We start from the raw sequence: 14,250 nt of genomic DNA, 5'->3' as shown, positions 1-14,250 counted from the left end.
ACGGTGACGGTCCAAATCTTTCGAATAATGGCGTGAAGAAAAACGGAGGAAAAGGGGGCACTCATCCATGAAGAAGAACGTGCTTACTGCTGCAATGGCCAGCCTGTTGGCGCTCTCCATGGCGCTGGCAGGATGCAGCGGCTCGCAAACGGCTCAGCAGCCGGCTGACCAATCGGGGCAACAACCGGCGCAGACGGCGACGGAACCGGCCAACAACGGTCCCAAGCAGTTGATCATCGGCCGCGGCGCTGATACGAAAAGCCTCGATCCCATCCGGGAGACCGACGGTGAAACCTTTAAGGTGACGGAAAACATATACGAAACGCTGGTCAGCTATGAAGACACCAGCACCAAGGTCATTCCCGGATTGGCGGAGAGCTGGGAGATTTCACCGGACGGCTTGACCTACACCTTCAAGCTCCGCCAGGGCGTGAAATTCCACGACGGCACCGATTTCAACGCCGAAGCGGTCAAGTTCAACTTTGACCGCTGGATGGACAAGAGCAACAAGTACCACAACCCCGAGGGCTACCCGTACTACAACGACATGTTCGGCGGCTACAAAGGCGACAAGGATCACGTAATCAAGGAAGTCAAGGTGGTCGATCCGTACACCGTGCAGTTCGTGCTGAACCGGACAATGGCGCCGTTCCTGGCCAACCTGGGCATGTCGCCGTTTGCGATTGCGTCTCCGAAAGCGATCGAAAGCGGAACGCTCGGGGAGAAGCCGGTCGGTACGGGACCGTTCAAGTTCGTGGAATGGGTTCGCAACGACACCATCACGCTGGAGAAAAACCCCGACTACTGGAACAAGGGGCTGCCCAAGCTGGACAAGGTCGTCTTTAAAGTCATTCCGGAAAACACGGCGCGCCTGACCGCGCTTGCCTCCGGCGAAATCGACCTGATGGACGGTCTCAATCCGGACGATGCAGAGAGCGTGAAGGAGAACGAGGACCTGCAGTTGATCCTGCGCCCGTCGATGAACGTCGGCTATTTGGCGTTCAACACGGAGAAGAAGCCGTTTGACAATCCGAAAGTGCGTCAAGCCATCGGCTACGCCATCAACAAGCCGGAACTGGTCCAAGCGTTCTACAGCGGCCTGGGTGAACCGGCAACCAACCCGATGCCGCCCAGCCTCTGGGGTTACAACGACCAGATCAAGGACCGCGAGTACAACCTGGAAAAGGCCAAGCAGCTGCTGGCGGAGGCAGGCTATCCCAATGGCTTCAAGGTCAAGTTCTGGGCGATGCCGGTGCCGCGTCCGTACATCCCCGACGGCAAGAAGATTGCCGAGGCCATTCAGCAGGATCTGAAAAAGATCGGCATCGAGACGGAAATTGTCACGATGGAGTGGGCCACCTATCTGGAAAAAACGCGGAAAGGCGAGCACGACATGTGCCTGCTCGGGTGGACTGGCGACAACGGCGACCCGGACAACTTCCTGTATACACTGCTTGACAAAAACACGATCAACGGCAACAACATTTCCCGCTACAGCAATGAGGAAGTCCACCAACTGCTGCTGAAAGCGCAGTCCTTGCCCGATCAAGCGGAGCGGGAAGCCCTGTACAAGAAAGCCCAGGAGATCATTTTCAACGACGCGCCGCTGATCCCGCTGGTGCACTCCACTCCGCCGCTCGCCGCGAAGAAGAGCGTCACGGGCTATCAGCCTCATCCCAAAGGCAGCGAAAGCGTAGAAAAGGTAGACATCCAATAAGGAAGACGGCAACAAAGGGTAAGAGGAACCCTTCTTCTTACCCTTCTCTCATGTGCAAAACGCGAGGAAAGCGAGGAGATGGCCTTGCTGTCATACACGATTCGTAGATTGTTGATGCTGATTCCCGTGCTCCTTGGCATGTCGCTGATTGTATTTGCCATCATTCGCGCCATCCCCGGCGATCCGGCGCTGACCATTTTGGGAGAAAAGGCAAGTGCCAAAGCTCTGGAGGATCTGCGGCAGCAGCTCGGGCTGAACAATCCCTGGTACGTGCAGTACTTCCACTACCTGTGGGACGTTCTCAGGGGAGACCTGGGCGTATCCTTGCACACCAAGGCTCCCATCGCGAAGGAATTGGGGCCGTACCTGGCTGCCACCATTGAATTGACGCTGGTCAGCATGATATTTGCCGTTTTCATCGGCGTAAATGCCGGAATCATTTCGGCCTGGAAGCAAAACTCGTGGTTTGACTACATCTGCATGCTGGTTGCGTTGATCGGCGTATCCATGCCCGTATTCTGGCTGGGGTTGATGGAGCAGTGGCTGTTTGCCCAGGAGTTGAAGTGGCTGCCTTCCATTGGACGCGACAATCCGCGTGATCCCGTAACGGCGATTACGCATTTCTATATCATTGATGCGATGCTGGCCGGTCGTTGGGACCATCTCCGCGACGTGATCGAGCACCTGATTTTGCCGAGCATCGCGCTGGGGACCATCCCGATGGCGATCATCGCCCGCATCACCCGTTCCAGCATGCTGGAAGTGATGCGCTCCGACTATATTCGGACGGCACGTGCCAAGGGGCTGGGACAGTTTTTCGTGGTGTACAAGCACGCCTTGAAAAATGCGCTGATTCCCGTCCTGACCATCGTCGGGCTGCAGACAGGGCTGTTGATCGGCGGAGCCGTCCTGACCGAGACGATTTTTGGCTGGCCCGGCGTTGGCCGATACATTTTTACGGCGATTGGAAACCGCGATTATCCCGTCATTCAATCAAGCATTCTCGTCATCGCTACGATTTTTGTCCTGATCAACCTGTTGGTCGACCTCCTCTACGCCTATGTCGATCCGCGCATTAAATACCGCTAAGGAGGACGTCTTATGGCAGAAACCCATGTGGAAACGGTACGCGTGCAGCAAACCGACGAGCCGGTCTCGTCCCCTTGGCGCGACGCCTGGCGGACGCTCCGCAAAAACAAGCTGGCCATCGTCGGCTTCATCATCATTTTCGTGTTTGTCCTGCTGGCCCTGTTGGCTCCATACATTACCCCCTACGAATACGACAAGGGAGAGTTGATCAACAAGAACAAGCCGCCGTCGGCCGAGCACTGGTTTGGAACTGACTACAACGGGCGCGACGTGTTCACCCGGGTGATTTACGGGGCGCAAATCTCCCTGCGCGTCGGGCTGTTCTCCGTCATCGGATCGGTAATCGTCGGCACGTTTCTCGGCCTGCTTGCCGGCTATTACGGCCGCTGGGTGGACATGATCATCTCCCGGCTGTTTGACATCATGCTGGCCTTCCCCAGTATTCTGCTCGCCATCGCGATTGTGGCGATGCTCGGACCATCGCTGGAGAACGCCCTGCTGGCGATCGCCATCGTCAACATTCCTACCTACGGACGGCTGGTCCGTTCGCGCGTGTTAAGCCTGAAAGAGGAAGAGTTTGTCATGGCAGCGAAGGCGATCGGATCGAAAAACTCTCGGATTATCCTGCATCACATCCTGCCGAACAGCCTGGCGCCGATCATCGTCACCGGCACGCTGGGCATTGCGACGGCAATTCTTGAAGCGGCTGCCCTGGGGTTCCTCGGACTGGGGGCGCAGCCGCCGCAGCCGGAGTGGGGGCTGATGCTGTCCGACTCACGCCAGTACATTCAAAAAGCGCCGTGGACCGTCATCTTCCCCGGCTTGTCCATCATGCTGACGGTGCTCGGCTTCAACCTGATCGGCGACGGTCTGCGCGACGCGCTTGACCCGCGGATGAAACATTGAAAACGCCATTCCGTCCGGCTGTCGAGGCTGCTCGGCAGCCTTCCCGTATATAGACAAAGTCCGTGGAGCATGGGTGATAGGGCCCGTTCGCTTCTTTTTTTTCCGAGGACATGGTATCCTCGCTAGTAGATACCAAGAGAAAGCAGGGTGAGCAAGTTGTACCAGGAGCGCATGCAGCAGTTGCACACGTATATGGAAAAGGAAGAGTTGGACGCGGTGTTGATCACCTCGCCCAAACACGTTTACTATCTGACCGGCTTTTTTACGGAACCCCACGAACGCTTCATGGGCCTCATCATCCCGGCGCAGGGCGAACCGTCGTTGATCGTCCCGGCGCTGGATCGTGAAGCGGCGGCAGCGGCGGCTTCCGGGGTCAAGCAAATCCTGACGCATACCGATACGGATAATCCGTATGACGTGTTGAAGCAGGCGCTGCCCGCCGGAGTGACGCGGTTGGGCATCGAGAAGAGCCACATGACTGTGGAGCGCTTTGAAGCGATGAGCGCGGTCGTGTCGGCCAAGCGGTACGCCGACGTGGAGGAACCGCTCCGCGAAATGCGGTTGATCAAGTCGGCGGAGGAAGTGGCCCGCATCAGGCACGCCGTGCGGCTGGTGGAACAGGCACTGAGCGAGAGTCTGAAAAAAGTGAAACCGGGTGTCACCGAGATGGAGATCGTCGCCGAACTGGAATACCAGATGAAGCGGTTGGGGGCTGACGGGCCGTCGTTTGACACGATGGTGCTGGCCGGCGAAAAATCGGCGCTGCCGCACGGAACCCCGGGCAGCCGGCAGGTGCGCGAGGGAGACCTGCTGTTGTTTGACCTGGGCGTGGCGGCTGACGGCTACGTGTCCGACATCACCCGCACCTTTGCGATCGGCGAGATCAGTGCACAGCTTCGGGAAATCTACGAGACGGTGCTTGCGGCCAACGAAGCGGCCATCGCTGAGGTGCGTCCGGGTGTCACGCTGGCTCACCTCGACCAAACGGCTCGCCGCGTAATCGAGGAAAAAGGGTATGGTCCGTATTTCATGCACCGTCTGGGGCACGGATTGGGCATGGACGTCCACGAATATCCGTCGGTACACGGACAAAACCAGGACGTGCTTCGTCCCGGCATGGTCTTCACGATCGAACCGGGGATCTACCTCCCCGGCGTGGGGGGCGTGCGAATCGAGGACGACGTGCTGGTGACCGACAGCGGCTGCGATGTATTGACGCAGTTCCCGAAACAGCTGACCGTCATCAGGTAAGGCTCAGACGAAAAACGAATATGGTGTTTCACGGTGCCGTCCGGGTGCAGGTCCGCCCGGGGGGCTTAAAAGGGAAGTTCGGTGAAAGTCCGACGCGGTCCCGCCACTGTAACGGGGAGCGCCCGCGCGGCAGTCAGACAGACAGCCGTCTGGCATAGGTGCGCGTGTTTCGCCCGTCATCTCGCAAAGTCCGCCTCGTTCCTGCTTATTGCTCCGCTATCCGGCCTTTGTTATAATTGACCTTAGTGTATTTTTTCGGAACGCTATCTGAAAGCGACTTTCGGATGGCGTGGGAGGGAACAGACACAGATGGATCGCCGTGAAAGACAGAAACGAATTCGCAATTTTTCCATTATCGCCCATATTGACCACGGAAAGTCAACCCTGGCGGACCGCATTTTGGAGCTGACCGGAGCACTGTCGGCCCGCGAGATGGAAGACCAGTTTCTGGACACGATGGAGCTGGAAAAGGAGCGCGGCATTACGATCAAGCTGAACGCCGTGCGGTTGAACTATAAAGCCGATGACGGAGAGGAGTACATCCTGCACCTGATCGACACCCCCGGACACGTCGACTTTACGTACGAAGTATCCCGCAGCCTTGCCGCCTGTGAAGGGGCGCTCCTGGTGGTGGACGCCGCCCAGGGGATTGAGGCGCAGACATTGGCCAACGTCTATTTGGCGCTGGACAACAATCTCGAGATTATCCCGGTCATCAACAAGATCGACCTGCCCAGCGCGGAGCCGGAGCGCATCAAGCAGGAAGTGGAGGACGTCATCGGGCTGGACGCCAGCGACGCCTGCCTCACCTCGGCCAAAGCAGGGATCGGCATCAAGGACGTGCTGGAGGCAGTGGTGAAAAAGGTGCCGGCACCCGAGGGAGACCCGGATGCGCCGCTGCAGGCGCTGATCTTCGACTCCTACTTTGATCCGTACCGGGGCGTGATCGCATCCGTGCGGATCGTCAACGGTACGCTGAAAAAAGGTATGAAAATCAAGATGATGGCCACCGGCAAAACATTCGAAGTGACGGAAGTGGGCACCTCCACCCCCCGTCAGACGCCGGTAGACGAGCTGACCGTCGGTGACGTGGGCTACGTGGCTGCCTCGATCAAGACGGTGGGCGACACCCGTGTCGGGGATACGATCACGGATGCCAATCGTCCGGCCGCCGAACCGCTGCCAGGTTACCGCAAAATCAATCCGATGGTGTTTTGCGGTCTCTACCCGATCGACACCAGCGAGTACAACGATCTGCGCGAGGCGCTGGAAAAGCTGCAGTTGAACGACGCGTCGCTGCAGTTCGAACCGGAGACCTCACAGGCGCTCGGATTTGGCTTCCGCTGTGGCTTCCTCGGACTTTTGCACATGGAGATCATCCAGGAGCGGATCGAGCGGGAGTTTAACATCAACCTGATTACCACCGCGCCGAGCGTTATCTACCGCATCACCAAGACGAGCGGCGAAGTGGTTGAGATCGACAACCCCTCGAAAATGCCGGAGGCGCAAAAAATCGAACAGATCGAGGAGCCGTACGTCACGGCGACAATCATGGTGCCCAACGATTACGTTGGCGACGTCATGCAGCTCTGCCAGGGCAAGCGCGGGGAATTCCTCGACATGCAGTACATGGGGGAAAACCGCGTTCAGCTCAAGTACGACATGCCCCTCTCCGAGATCGTCTACGACTTCTTTGACCTGTTGAAGTCGGGCACCAAGGGATACGCGTCCTTTGACTATGAACTGGCCGGCTACAAGCCCTCCAAGCTGGTGAAAATGGACATCCTCCTCAACGGCGAAGTGGTTGACGCATTGTCGTTCATCGTCCACCGCGACAGCGCCTACCAGCGCGGACGCGTCATTTGCGAAAAGCTGAAAGAACTGATTCCGCGCCAGCAGTTTGAAGTGCCGATCCAGGCCGCCATCGGCAACAAGGTGATCGCGCGCGAGACGATCAGCGCGCTCAGGAAAAACGTGTTGGCCAAGTGTTACGGCGGCGACATCACCAGGAAGCGCAAGCTGTTGGAAAAACAAAAAGAAGGGAAAAAGCGCATGAAAGCCGTCGGCTCCGTCGAGGTGCCGCAAGAAGCGTTTATGGCTGTGCTGCGCATGGACGACAAAAAGTAGGCCTGACCGCGCGTCAGGTCTTTTCCATTCCACTATCGCAAAAAGGAGGGGAGCGGATATGCCGCAGTCGGTGTACATCCACATTCCCTTTTGCACCAACAAGTGCTACTACTGTGACTTCAATTCGTTCGTCACCAGCAACCCGCAGGTGATCGAAGACTATCTGGACACATTGGACAAGGAGATGGAGCGGACGTTTGCCCTGTGGCCGCCGGAGAAGATCAAAACCATTTTCGTCGGCGGGGGGACGCCGACGTTTCTCGACCGCCGCCAGATGCAGGTCTTTCTGGGGGCGGTGCGGAAGCATACAGAACGGTTCTGGGCCGACGATCTGGAATTCACGATGGAAGCCAATCCCGGCACCACCGACGTGGAAAAGCTCCGGCTGATGCGCGAGCTGGGCGTCAACCGGCTCAGTTTTGGCGTGCAGTCGTTCGACAATGCGCTTTTGAAGCGGCTGGGCCGGATTCACGACGTGGACGACGTCTACCGCAGCATCGACAACGCCGTGACCGTCGGCTTTACCAACCTGACCATCGACCTGATGTTCGGGCTGCCGGACCAGACGGAAGAGATTTTCCGCCGCACGCTGGAACTGGCGTTTGAGCTGCCGACCACGCATTTTTCCGCGTACAGTCTGAAGGTGGAAGAAAACACGCTGTTCCACACGCTGTACCAAAAAGACCAGCTTCCGCTCCCTTCGGAAGAGGCTGAGCTGGCAATGTATCTGATGTTGATCGAGGAGATGGAAGCGCACGGTTATCGCCAGTACGAGATCAGCAACTTTGCCAAGCCTGGCTATGAAAGCCGTCACAACTGCACCTACTGGCTCAATGATGAATACTATGGGTTGGGCGCGGGAGCCCACGGCTATGTAAACGGCGAACGGCACGTCAACGCAGGACCGCTGGCCGTCTACATGCGCATGGGCCAGGAAGGGCTTCCCCGAGTGGAGCAGTTTGCCGTCTCCCGCGAAGATGCCATGGAGGAACAGATGATCCTGGGGCTGCGGCTGCGCGACGGGGTGAACCTCGCCCGGTTCGCGGAGCGCTTCGGCGTCACGGCGGAGCAGGTGTTCGGACCGGTGATTGACGAAGAGATGGCAAAAGGGATGTTGGAACGTGTGGACGGCCACCTGCGGTTGACCAAACAGGCCTTGCCGTTGGGAAACGAAGTGTTCGCCCGCTTCCTGCGCGATTAGCGGCAGGATCGGGTGGACAGCGTGCTGGGAAAACATTGACAAAACCTTCGCGTATTGATACCTTAGTAAATAGATTTAGCACTCGATGCTGTTGAGTGCTAACAACAGGGGGCGAAGACAGCATGTTATCGGAACGCCAACGACTGATTCTCAATGCGATTGTCGATAATTACATTCATTCCGCCGAACCCGTAGGCTCACGCACCATCTCCAAACGGGAGGACATCGGTTTCAGCTCCGCGACCATCCGCAACGAGATGGCTGATCTGGAAGAACTCGGGTACCTGGAACAGCCGCATACATCAGCTGGCCGCGTTCCCTCCACGAAAGGGTACCGCTTTTACGTCGACAACTTGATCAAACCGCACATGTTGAGTGAGTTAGAGTTGAGCAAACTGAAACAGCTGTTTGCCGAACGGATTCATCACTTTGAGAAGGTGATCGACTACACTGCTCAAATTCTCTCGCACGTGACCAACTACACGGCCATCGTGTTGGGTCCGGAGATTTTCGAGCATCGGCTGAAACACATTCAGATCGTTCCCCTGAATGAAACACAGGCAGTGGCCATCGTGGTCACAAACACCGGCCGCGTGGAAAACAAGCTGATTGACATGCCGCAGGGCGTTCGACCGCAGGAGATCGAGAAGCTGGTCAACCTGCTGAACAGCAAGCTGAGCGACGTGCCGCTGTGGCAGCTTCGCCAGCGCATGTATCTGGAAGTGGCGGGCGAGATGCGGCGTCATGTGGAGCAGTACGAAGAGATGCTGCGGATTCTGGAAGAGTCTCTCCAGCGGAAGGAAGGCGAACGCGTCTATCTCCGTGGTGCGACCAAGATCATGGATCAGCCGGAGTTCCGCGACGTGGACAAAGTGAAGGACATCTTGGAACTGCTGGAACAAAACGATCAACTGGTCCACTTGTTCGGACCTCCGAGTGAGGGCATCACCGTTCGCATCGGACAGGAAAACCAGCTTGACGCGATGAAGGAATGCAGCATCATCACCACCGCCTATTACATCGGCGGCAAGCCGGTCGGGACGGTGGGAATCCTGGGGCCGACGCGGATGGAGTACAGCCGGGTGATCACCGTGCTCAACTATCTGGCGGAAGGTCTGTCGCGTATGCTGACATCGCAGTTTGAGAAATAGTAGAAATCGTAATGGAGTGAAAGGCTGACCCGGTGCAGCGGCAGCGGACAGCCTGGGGAGGTATCGGAACGTTGAACGAGGACAAACTGACGCGAGACCACGAACAGGAAGCGGAAGCGGCAGCAGCCGAGCAGCAGGAAACCGCTGACCAGGAGCAGCAGGAAGCCGCCGCACAAGAGCAGGAGCCGGCGGCAGAGATCGACTGGCAGCAGGAAGCGGAACGCTGGAAGGCACAGGCGGAAGAAAATCATAACCGCATGCTGCGCGCCTTGGCCGACATGGAAAACCTCAGGCGGCGGACGCGCAAGGAGCAGGAGGATCTGGCCAAATACGCCTCGCTCAAGGTTATCTCGGAGCTTCTGCCCGTGATTGACAACTTTGAACGCGCGCTGAGTGCTGACAAGGATTCGATGACGGTCGAATCCCTGCTCGAAGGGGTCAACATGGTGTACCGCCAGATGTTGCAGATCTTTGAACGGGAAGGCTTGACGGCGATCCAGGCGACAGGCCAGCCCTTTGATCCCAACGTCCATCAGGCGGTAATGCAGGCCCAAGACCCGGCATACGAATCGGGCGTGGTCGTGGAGGAATTCCAAAAAGGCTACCTCTTCAAGGATCGCGTCATCCGTCCTGCGATGGTCAAGGTAAACGCCTGATTGTACTTAAGATAATTCCAGTTGGACAGAAGTGTAAGGAGGATATCCAGTATGAGTCGCGTTATCGGTATTGACCTTGGAACCACAAACTCTTGCGTAGCCGTGATGGAAGGCGGCGAACCGGTCGTCATCGCCAATGCGGAGGGCAGCCGCACTACGCCGTCCGTCGTCGCGTTTAAAAACGGCGAGCGGATCGTGGGAGAAGCGGCCAAACGTCAAGCCATCACCAACCCGGACAACACGGTGATCTCCATTAAACGCCACATGGGAACCAACCACAAGGTAACCCTGGAGGGCAAGGAGTACACGCCGCAGGAAATTTCGGCGATGATTCTGCAAAAACTGAAAGCCGACGCGGAAGCATACCTGGGCGAACCGGTCACCAAAGCGGTAATTACCGTTCCGGCTTACTTTAACGACAGCCAGCGTCAAGCGACCAAGGACGCCGGCAGGATCGCCGGTTTGGAAGTGCTCCGCATCGTCAACGAACCGACAGCGGCTGCACTGGCGTACGGCATCGAAAAAACGGAAGACCAAACCGTGCTCGTCTACGACCTGGGCGGCGGTACCTTCGACGTTTCCATTCTGGAGCTGTCTGACGGCTTCTTTGAAGTAAAAGCCACCTCCGGCGACAACCTCCTGGGCGGTGACGACTTTGACCAGGTGATCATCGACTACCTGGTAAGCGAGTTCAAAAAGGAACACGGCATCGATCTGTCCCAGGATCGCATGGCGATGCAGCGTTTGAAAGACGCCGCGGAAAAAGCGAAAAAAGACCTTTCCGGCGTGCTGACCACAACCATCTCGCTGCCGTTCATCACCGCGGACGCGACCGGTCCGAAGCACCTGGAGGTAAACCTGACCCGCGCCAAGTTTGAAGAACTGTCCGCGCACCTGGTAGAGCGCACCATGGGACCGACTCGCCAGGCGCTGCAAGATGCGGGACTGACCCCGAGCGACATCGACCGCGTCATCCTCGTCGGCGGTTCCACGCGGATTCCGGCCGTACAGGAGGCCATCAAGAAATTTATCGGCAAAGAGCCGCACAAAGGGGTTAACCCGGACGAAGTGGTGGCGCTGGGCGCAGCCGTTCAGGCAGGCGTGCTGACCGGTGATGTGAAGGATGTCGTGCTGCTTGACGTAACACCGCTGTCTCTGGGTATCGAAACGCTGGGCGGCGTGTTTACCAAGCTGATTGAGCGCAACACGACGATCCCGACCAGCAAATCGCAGATTTTCTCCACGGCTGCCGACAACCAAACCTCCGTGGAAATCCACGTGCTGCAGGGCGAACGTCCGATGGCAGCCGACAACAAGACGCTGGGCCGCTTCACCCTGTCCGACATTCCGCCGGCTCCGCGCGGCGTTCCGCAAATCGAGGTAACGTTTGACATCGACGCCAACGGGATCGTGAACGTGCGCGCCAAAGACCTCGGCACCGGCAAGGAGCAGCGCATCACCATCACGTCCAACTCCGGCCTGACGGACGAAGAGATCGAGCGCATGGTGAAAGAGGCTGAGCTGAACGCAGAGGCGGACAGAAAGCGCAAGGAGGAAGTAGAGCTCCGCAACGAAGCGGATCAGCTGGTCTTCACAACCGAAAAGACCCTGAAAGAAGTGGAAGGCAAGGTGGATCAGGCGGAGATCGACAAGGCCAACGAAGCCAAGGACAAACTGAAAAAGGCGTTGGAAGGCGGCAAGATCGACGAGATCAAGACCGCCAAGGACGAACTGTCCCAGGTCATTCAACAAATCTCCGTGAAACTGTACGAACAGGCCGCTCAAGCCGCTCAGGCAGCACAAAACGCGGCTGGCCAAGGCGCATCCGGCGAACCGAAAAAAGACAACGTCGTCGATGCTGACTACGAGGTCGTCGACGACAAGAAGTAACCGAGTGTGAACGAAAAAAAGTCAAAGTCACGGAATGCTGACTTTGACTTTTTTTCAAGTCAGTCACATGCTATGATAACAGTTGACTGTCATGGGAGTGATCGAGCAGATGAAACGGGATTACTATGAGGTGCTGGGTGTCTCCAAGGGAGCGGATGCCGACGAGATCAAGAAGGCGTACCGCAAGTTGGCGCGCCAGTACCACCCCGACGTCAACAAGGCGCCGGATGCGGAAGAGAAGTTCAAGGAAGTAAAAGAAGCGTACGATGTCCTCTCTGACCCGCAAAAGCGTGCCCAGTACGACCGGTTCGGCCATCAAGACCCCAGCCAGGGCTTTGGCGGCGGGTTCGGCGGATTTGACACGTCCGGCATGGGCGGCTTTGGGGACATTTTTGACATGTTTTTTGGCGGCGGCAGACGGTCCAACCCGAATGCGCCGAGAAAAGGGGCGGATCTGCAGTTTGGGTTGTCGATTGACTTCACGGATGCCGTCTTCGGCAAGGAAACGGACGTGGAGATTCCCAAAGAGGCGGAGTGCGACACCTGCCGTGGCACGGGAGCGAAGCCGGGTTCCGGCATAGAGACATGCAAGACGTGCGGCGGCACCGGTCAGCAGGAAGTGGTGGCAAATACCCCGTTTGGCCGCATCGTGAACCGTCGCGTGTGCCCGACTTGCGAAGGCAAGGGCAAGGTGGTCAAGGAGAAGTGTACATCCTGCCGCGGTACGGGCCGGGTGAAGGTGCGCCGCAAAATTCACCTCAACATTCCGGCAGGCGTCGACGACGGAGCACAGCTCCGCGTCGCGGGCGAAGGCGAACCGGGCATAAACGGCGGCCCTCCCGGCGACTTGTACGTCGTGCTGCGGGTGAAGCCGCACGAGTTTTTTGAAAGGGAAGGCAACGACATCTACTGCGAAGTGCCGCTCACCTTTGCCCAGGCAGCGCTCGGGGACGAAATTGAAGTGCCGACGGTCGACGGCCGGGTTAAATTGAAGATTCCCGCCGGTACGCAGACGGAGACTTTTTTCCGGCTGCGCGGCAAAGGGGTGCCGTACCTGCGCGGAAGCGGCCGCGGCGACCAGCATGTGAAGGTGCGCGTCGTCACCCCGACCAAGCTGAACGAGCGGCAAAAGGAACTTCTTCGCGAATTCGCCTCCCTGTCTGGTGAGTCGATAAGCGGGTACGGCGTGGAAGATGAGGGTTTTTTTGAAAAAATGAAGCGGGCGTTCCGCGGCGAGTAGCCGGGAATCGCGTCTGTCAGCGAGACGTTGGCAGAACATGAGCAAAATTGGGGAGTTGGTAGTTCATGAAATGGTCGGAAATCAGTATCCACACGACAGCGGAGGCAGTGGAAGCAGTGTCCAACCTGCTATACGAGATGGGGGCCAACGGTGTCGTCATTGAAGACCCCGAGGTGCTGCATCGCGATTGGGATACGCCGTTTGGTGAAATCTACCAGCTCTCCCCGGATGATTTTCCGGACGAGGGCGTATTCGTCAAGGCGTATCTGCCGATGGATTCGAGTCAGCTGGTCGACGTGTTGGATGAGCTGAAGGAGCAGCTCAGCCACCTGACCGACTACGGTCTCGACATCGGCAAAGGCACGATTGCCGTCAATGACGTGCACGAAGACGAGTGGGCCCACGCCTGGAAAAAGTATTACAAACCGGTCAACGTCTCCGAGCGGATGACGATCAAACCGGTCTGGGAGGCATACGAGCCGAAGCGGCCAGACGAGATCATCATCGAGATGGACCCGGGCATGGCCTTCGGCACCGGCACCCATCCGACGACGATTCTCTGCCTGCGCGCGTTGGAAAAATACCTGCAGCCCGGCGACCGCGTCTACGACGTAGGGACGGGAACGGCCATCCTCAGCATCGCCGCCGTCAAACTGGGCGCCGACCACGTGCTGGCGATGGATCTGGACGAGGTGGCGGTCCGCTCCGCGGAGGCCAACATCGAACTGAACGGCGTCCACGAGCGGATCACCGTCCGGCAGAACAACCTGCTGGACGGAGTGGACGAGCAGGTCGACCTGGTGGTGGCCAATATTCTCGCAGAAGTGATCGTCCGCTTTACCGACGACGTATATCGCGTGCTGAAACCGGGCGGGGTGTTCATCGCGTCCGGGATCATCGCCGCGCGGGAAGCGGATGTGAAAGCGGCAATGGAGGCGTCCGGCCTTGAACTCGTGGAAACCATTTTCATCGATGACTGGGTAGCAATTGTGGCAAAAAAACGGTAGAATAGTGAGGTTGGC

At 57.9% G+C, this 14,250-nt stretch carries 11 protein-coding genes and 1 riboswitch; all 11 genes read left to right on the top strand.

The features are described 5' to 3' along the window. Positions 1-67 precede the first annotated feature (67 nt). The 11 genes from ETC00_RS07350 (at position 68) to prmA (ending at position 14,235) form a co-directional block, all read left to right on the top strand. Positions 68-1,717: an ABC transporter substrate-binding protein gene (locus ETC00_RS07350; RefSeq protein ID WP_171565344.1), complete on the top strand. Its 1,650-nt coding sequence runs from the start codon at positions 68-70 to the stop codon at positions 1,715-1,717. A gap of 78 nt (positions 1,718-1,795) precedes the next feature. Further along, on the top strand, positions 1,796-2,806 hold the full coding sequence (locus ETC00_RS07345) for an ABC transporter permease (RefSeq protein WP_171565343.1): 1,011 nt from the start codon (positions 1,796-1,798) through the stop codon (positions 2,804-2,806). A 12-nt stretch (positions 2,807-2,818) separates the two neighbouring features. Beyond that, a complete protein-coding gene (nikC, locus tag ETC00_RS07340) occupies positions 2,819-3,712 on the top strand; it encodes a nickel transporter permease (RefSeq protein ID WP_171565342.1) in 894 nt (297 codons plus the stop codon). A 156-nt stretch (positions 3,713-3,868) separates the two neighbouring features. Next, entirely contained in the window at positions 3,869-4,963 is a 1,095-nt protein-coding gene (locus tag ETC00_RS07335) for a M24 family metallopeptidase (protein WP_230077883.1), read from the top strand. Between the two features lie 14 nt (positions 4,964-4,977). Further along, a riboswitch (cobalamin riboswitch) is annotated at positions 4,978-5,127 on the top strand. A 145-nt stretch (positions 5,128-5,272) separates the two neighbouring features. Next, positions 5,273-7,090 carry a translation elongation factor 4 gene (gene lepA, locus ETC00_RS07330; protein WP_171565341.1) on the top strand — a complete coding sequence of 606 codons (1,818 nt, stop codon included), beginning with the start codon at positions 5,273-5,275 and terminating at the stop codon, positions 7,088-7,090. Positions 7,091-7,148: 58 nt separating this feature from the next. After that, positions 7,149-8,291, top strand: a complete 1,143-nt coding sequence (gene hemW / locus ETC00_RS07325) for a radical SAM family heme chaperone HemW (protein WP_171565340.1) — start codon at positions 7,149-7,151, stop codon at positions 8,289-8,291. 122 nt (positions 8,292-8,413) lie between these two features. Next, positions 8,414-9,442, top strand: a complete 1,029-nt coding sequence (hrcA, locus tag ETC00_RS07320; protein WP_171565339.1) for a heat-inducible transcriptional repressor HrcA — start codon at positions 8,414-8,416, stop codon at positions 9,440-9,442. A 71-nt stretch (positions 9,443-9,513) separates the two neighbouring features. After that, positions 9,514-10,098, top strand: a complete 585-nt coding sequence (gene grpE, locus ETC00_RS07315; protein ID WP_230076757.1) for a nucleotide exchange factor GrpE — start codon at positions 9,514-9,516, stop codon at positions 10,096-10,098. A 51-nt stretch (positions 10,099-10,149) separates the two neighbouring features. Continuing rightward, on the top strand, positions 10,150-11,988 hold the full coding sequence (dnaK, locus tag ETC00_RS07310; protein WP_171565338.1) for a molecular chaperone DnaK: 1,839 nt from the start codon (positions 10,150-10,152) through the stop codon (positions 11,986-11,988). A 109-nt stretch (positions 11,989-12,097) separates the two neighbouring features. Further along, positions 12,098-13,228, top strand: a complete 1,131-nt coding sequence (dnaJ, locus tag ETC00_RS07305) for a molecular chaperone DnaJ (protein ID WP_171565337.1) — start codon at positions 12,098-12,100, stop codon at positions 13,226-13,228. 65 nt (positions 13,229-13,293) lie between these two features. After that, positions 13,294-14,235, top strand: a complete 942-nt coding sequence (gene prmA / locus ETC00_RS07300) for a 50S ribosomal protein L11 methyltransferase (RefSeq protein WP_171565336.1) — start codon at positions 13,294-13,296, stop codon at positions 14,233-14,235. Positions 14,236-14,250: the final 15 nt, after the last annotated feature.

The sequence above is a fragment of the Brevibacillus sp. MCWH genome, from assembly GCF_013096935.1.
GTDB lineage: Bacteria > Bacillota > Bacilli > Brevibacillales > Brevibacillaceae > Brevibacillus > Brevibacillus aydinogluensis.
Note: the sequence above shows the minus strand (reverse complement) of the source record. Positions and strands in the feature narration are given on the sequence as shown.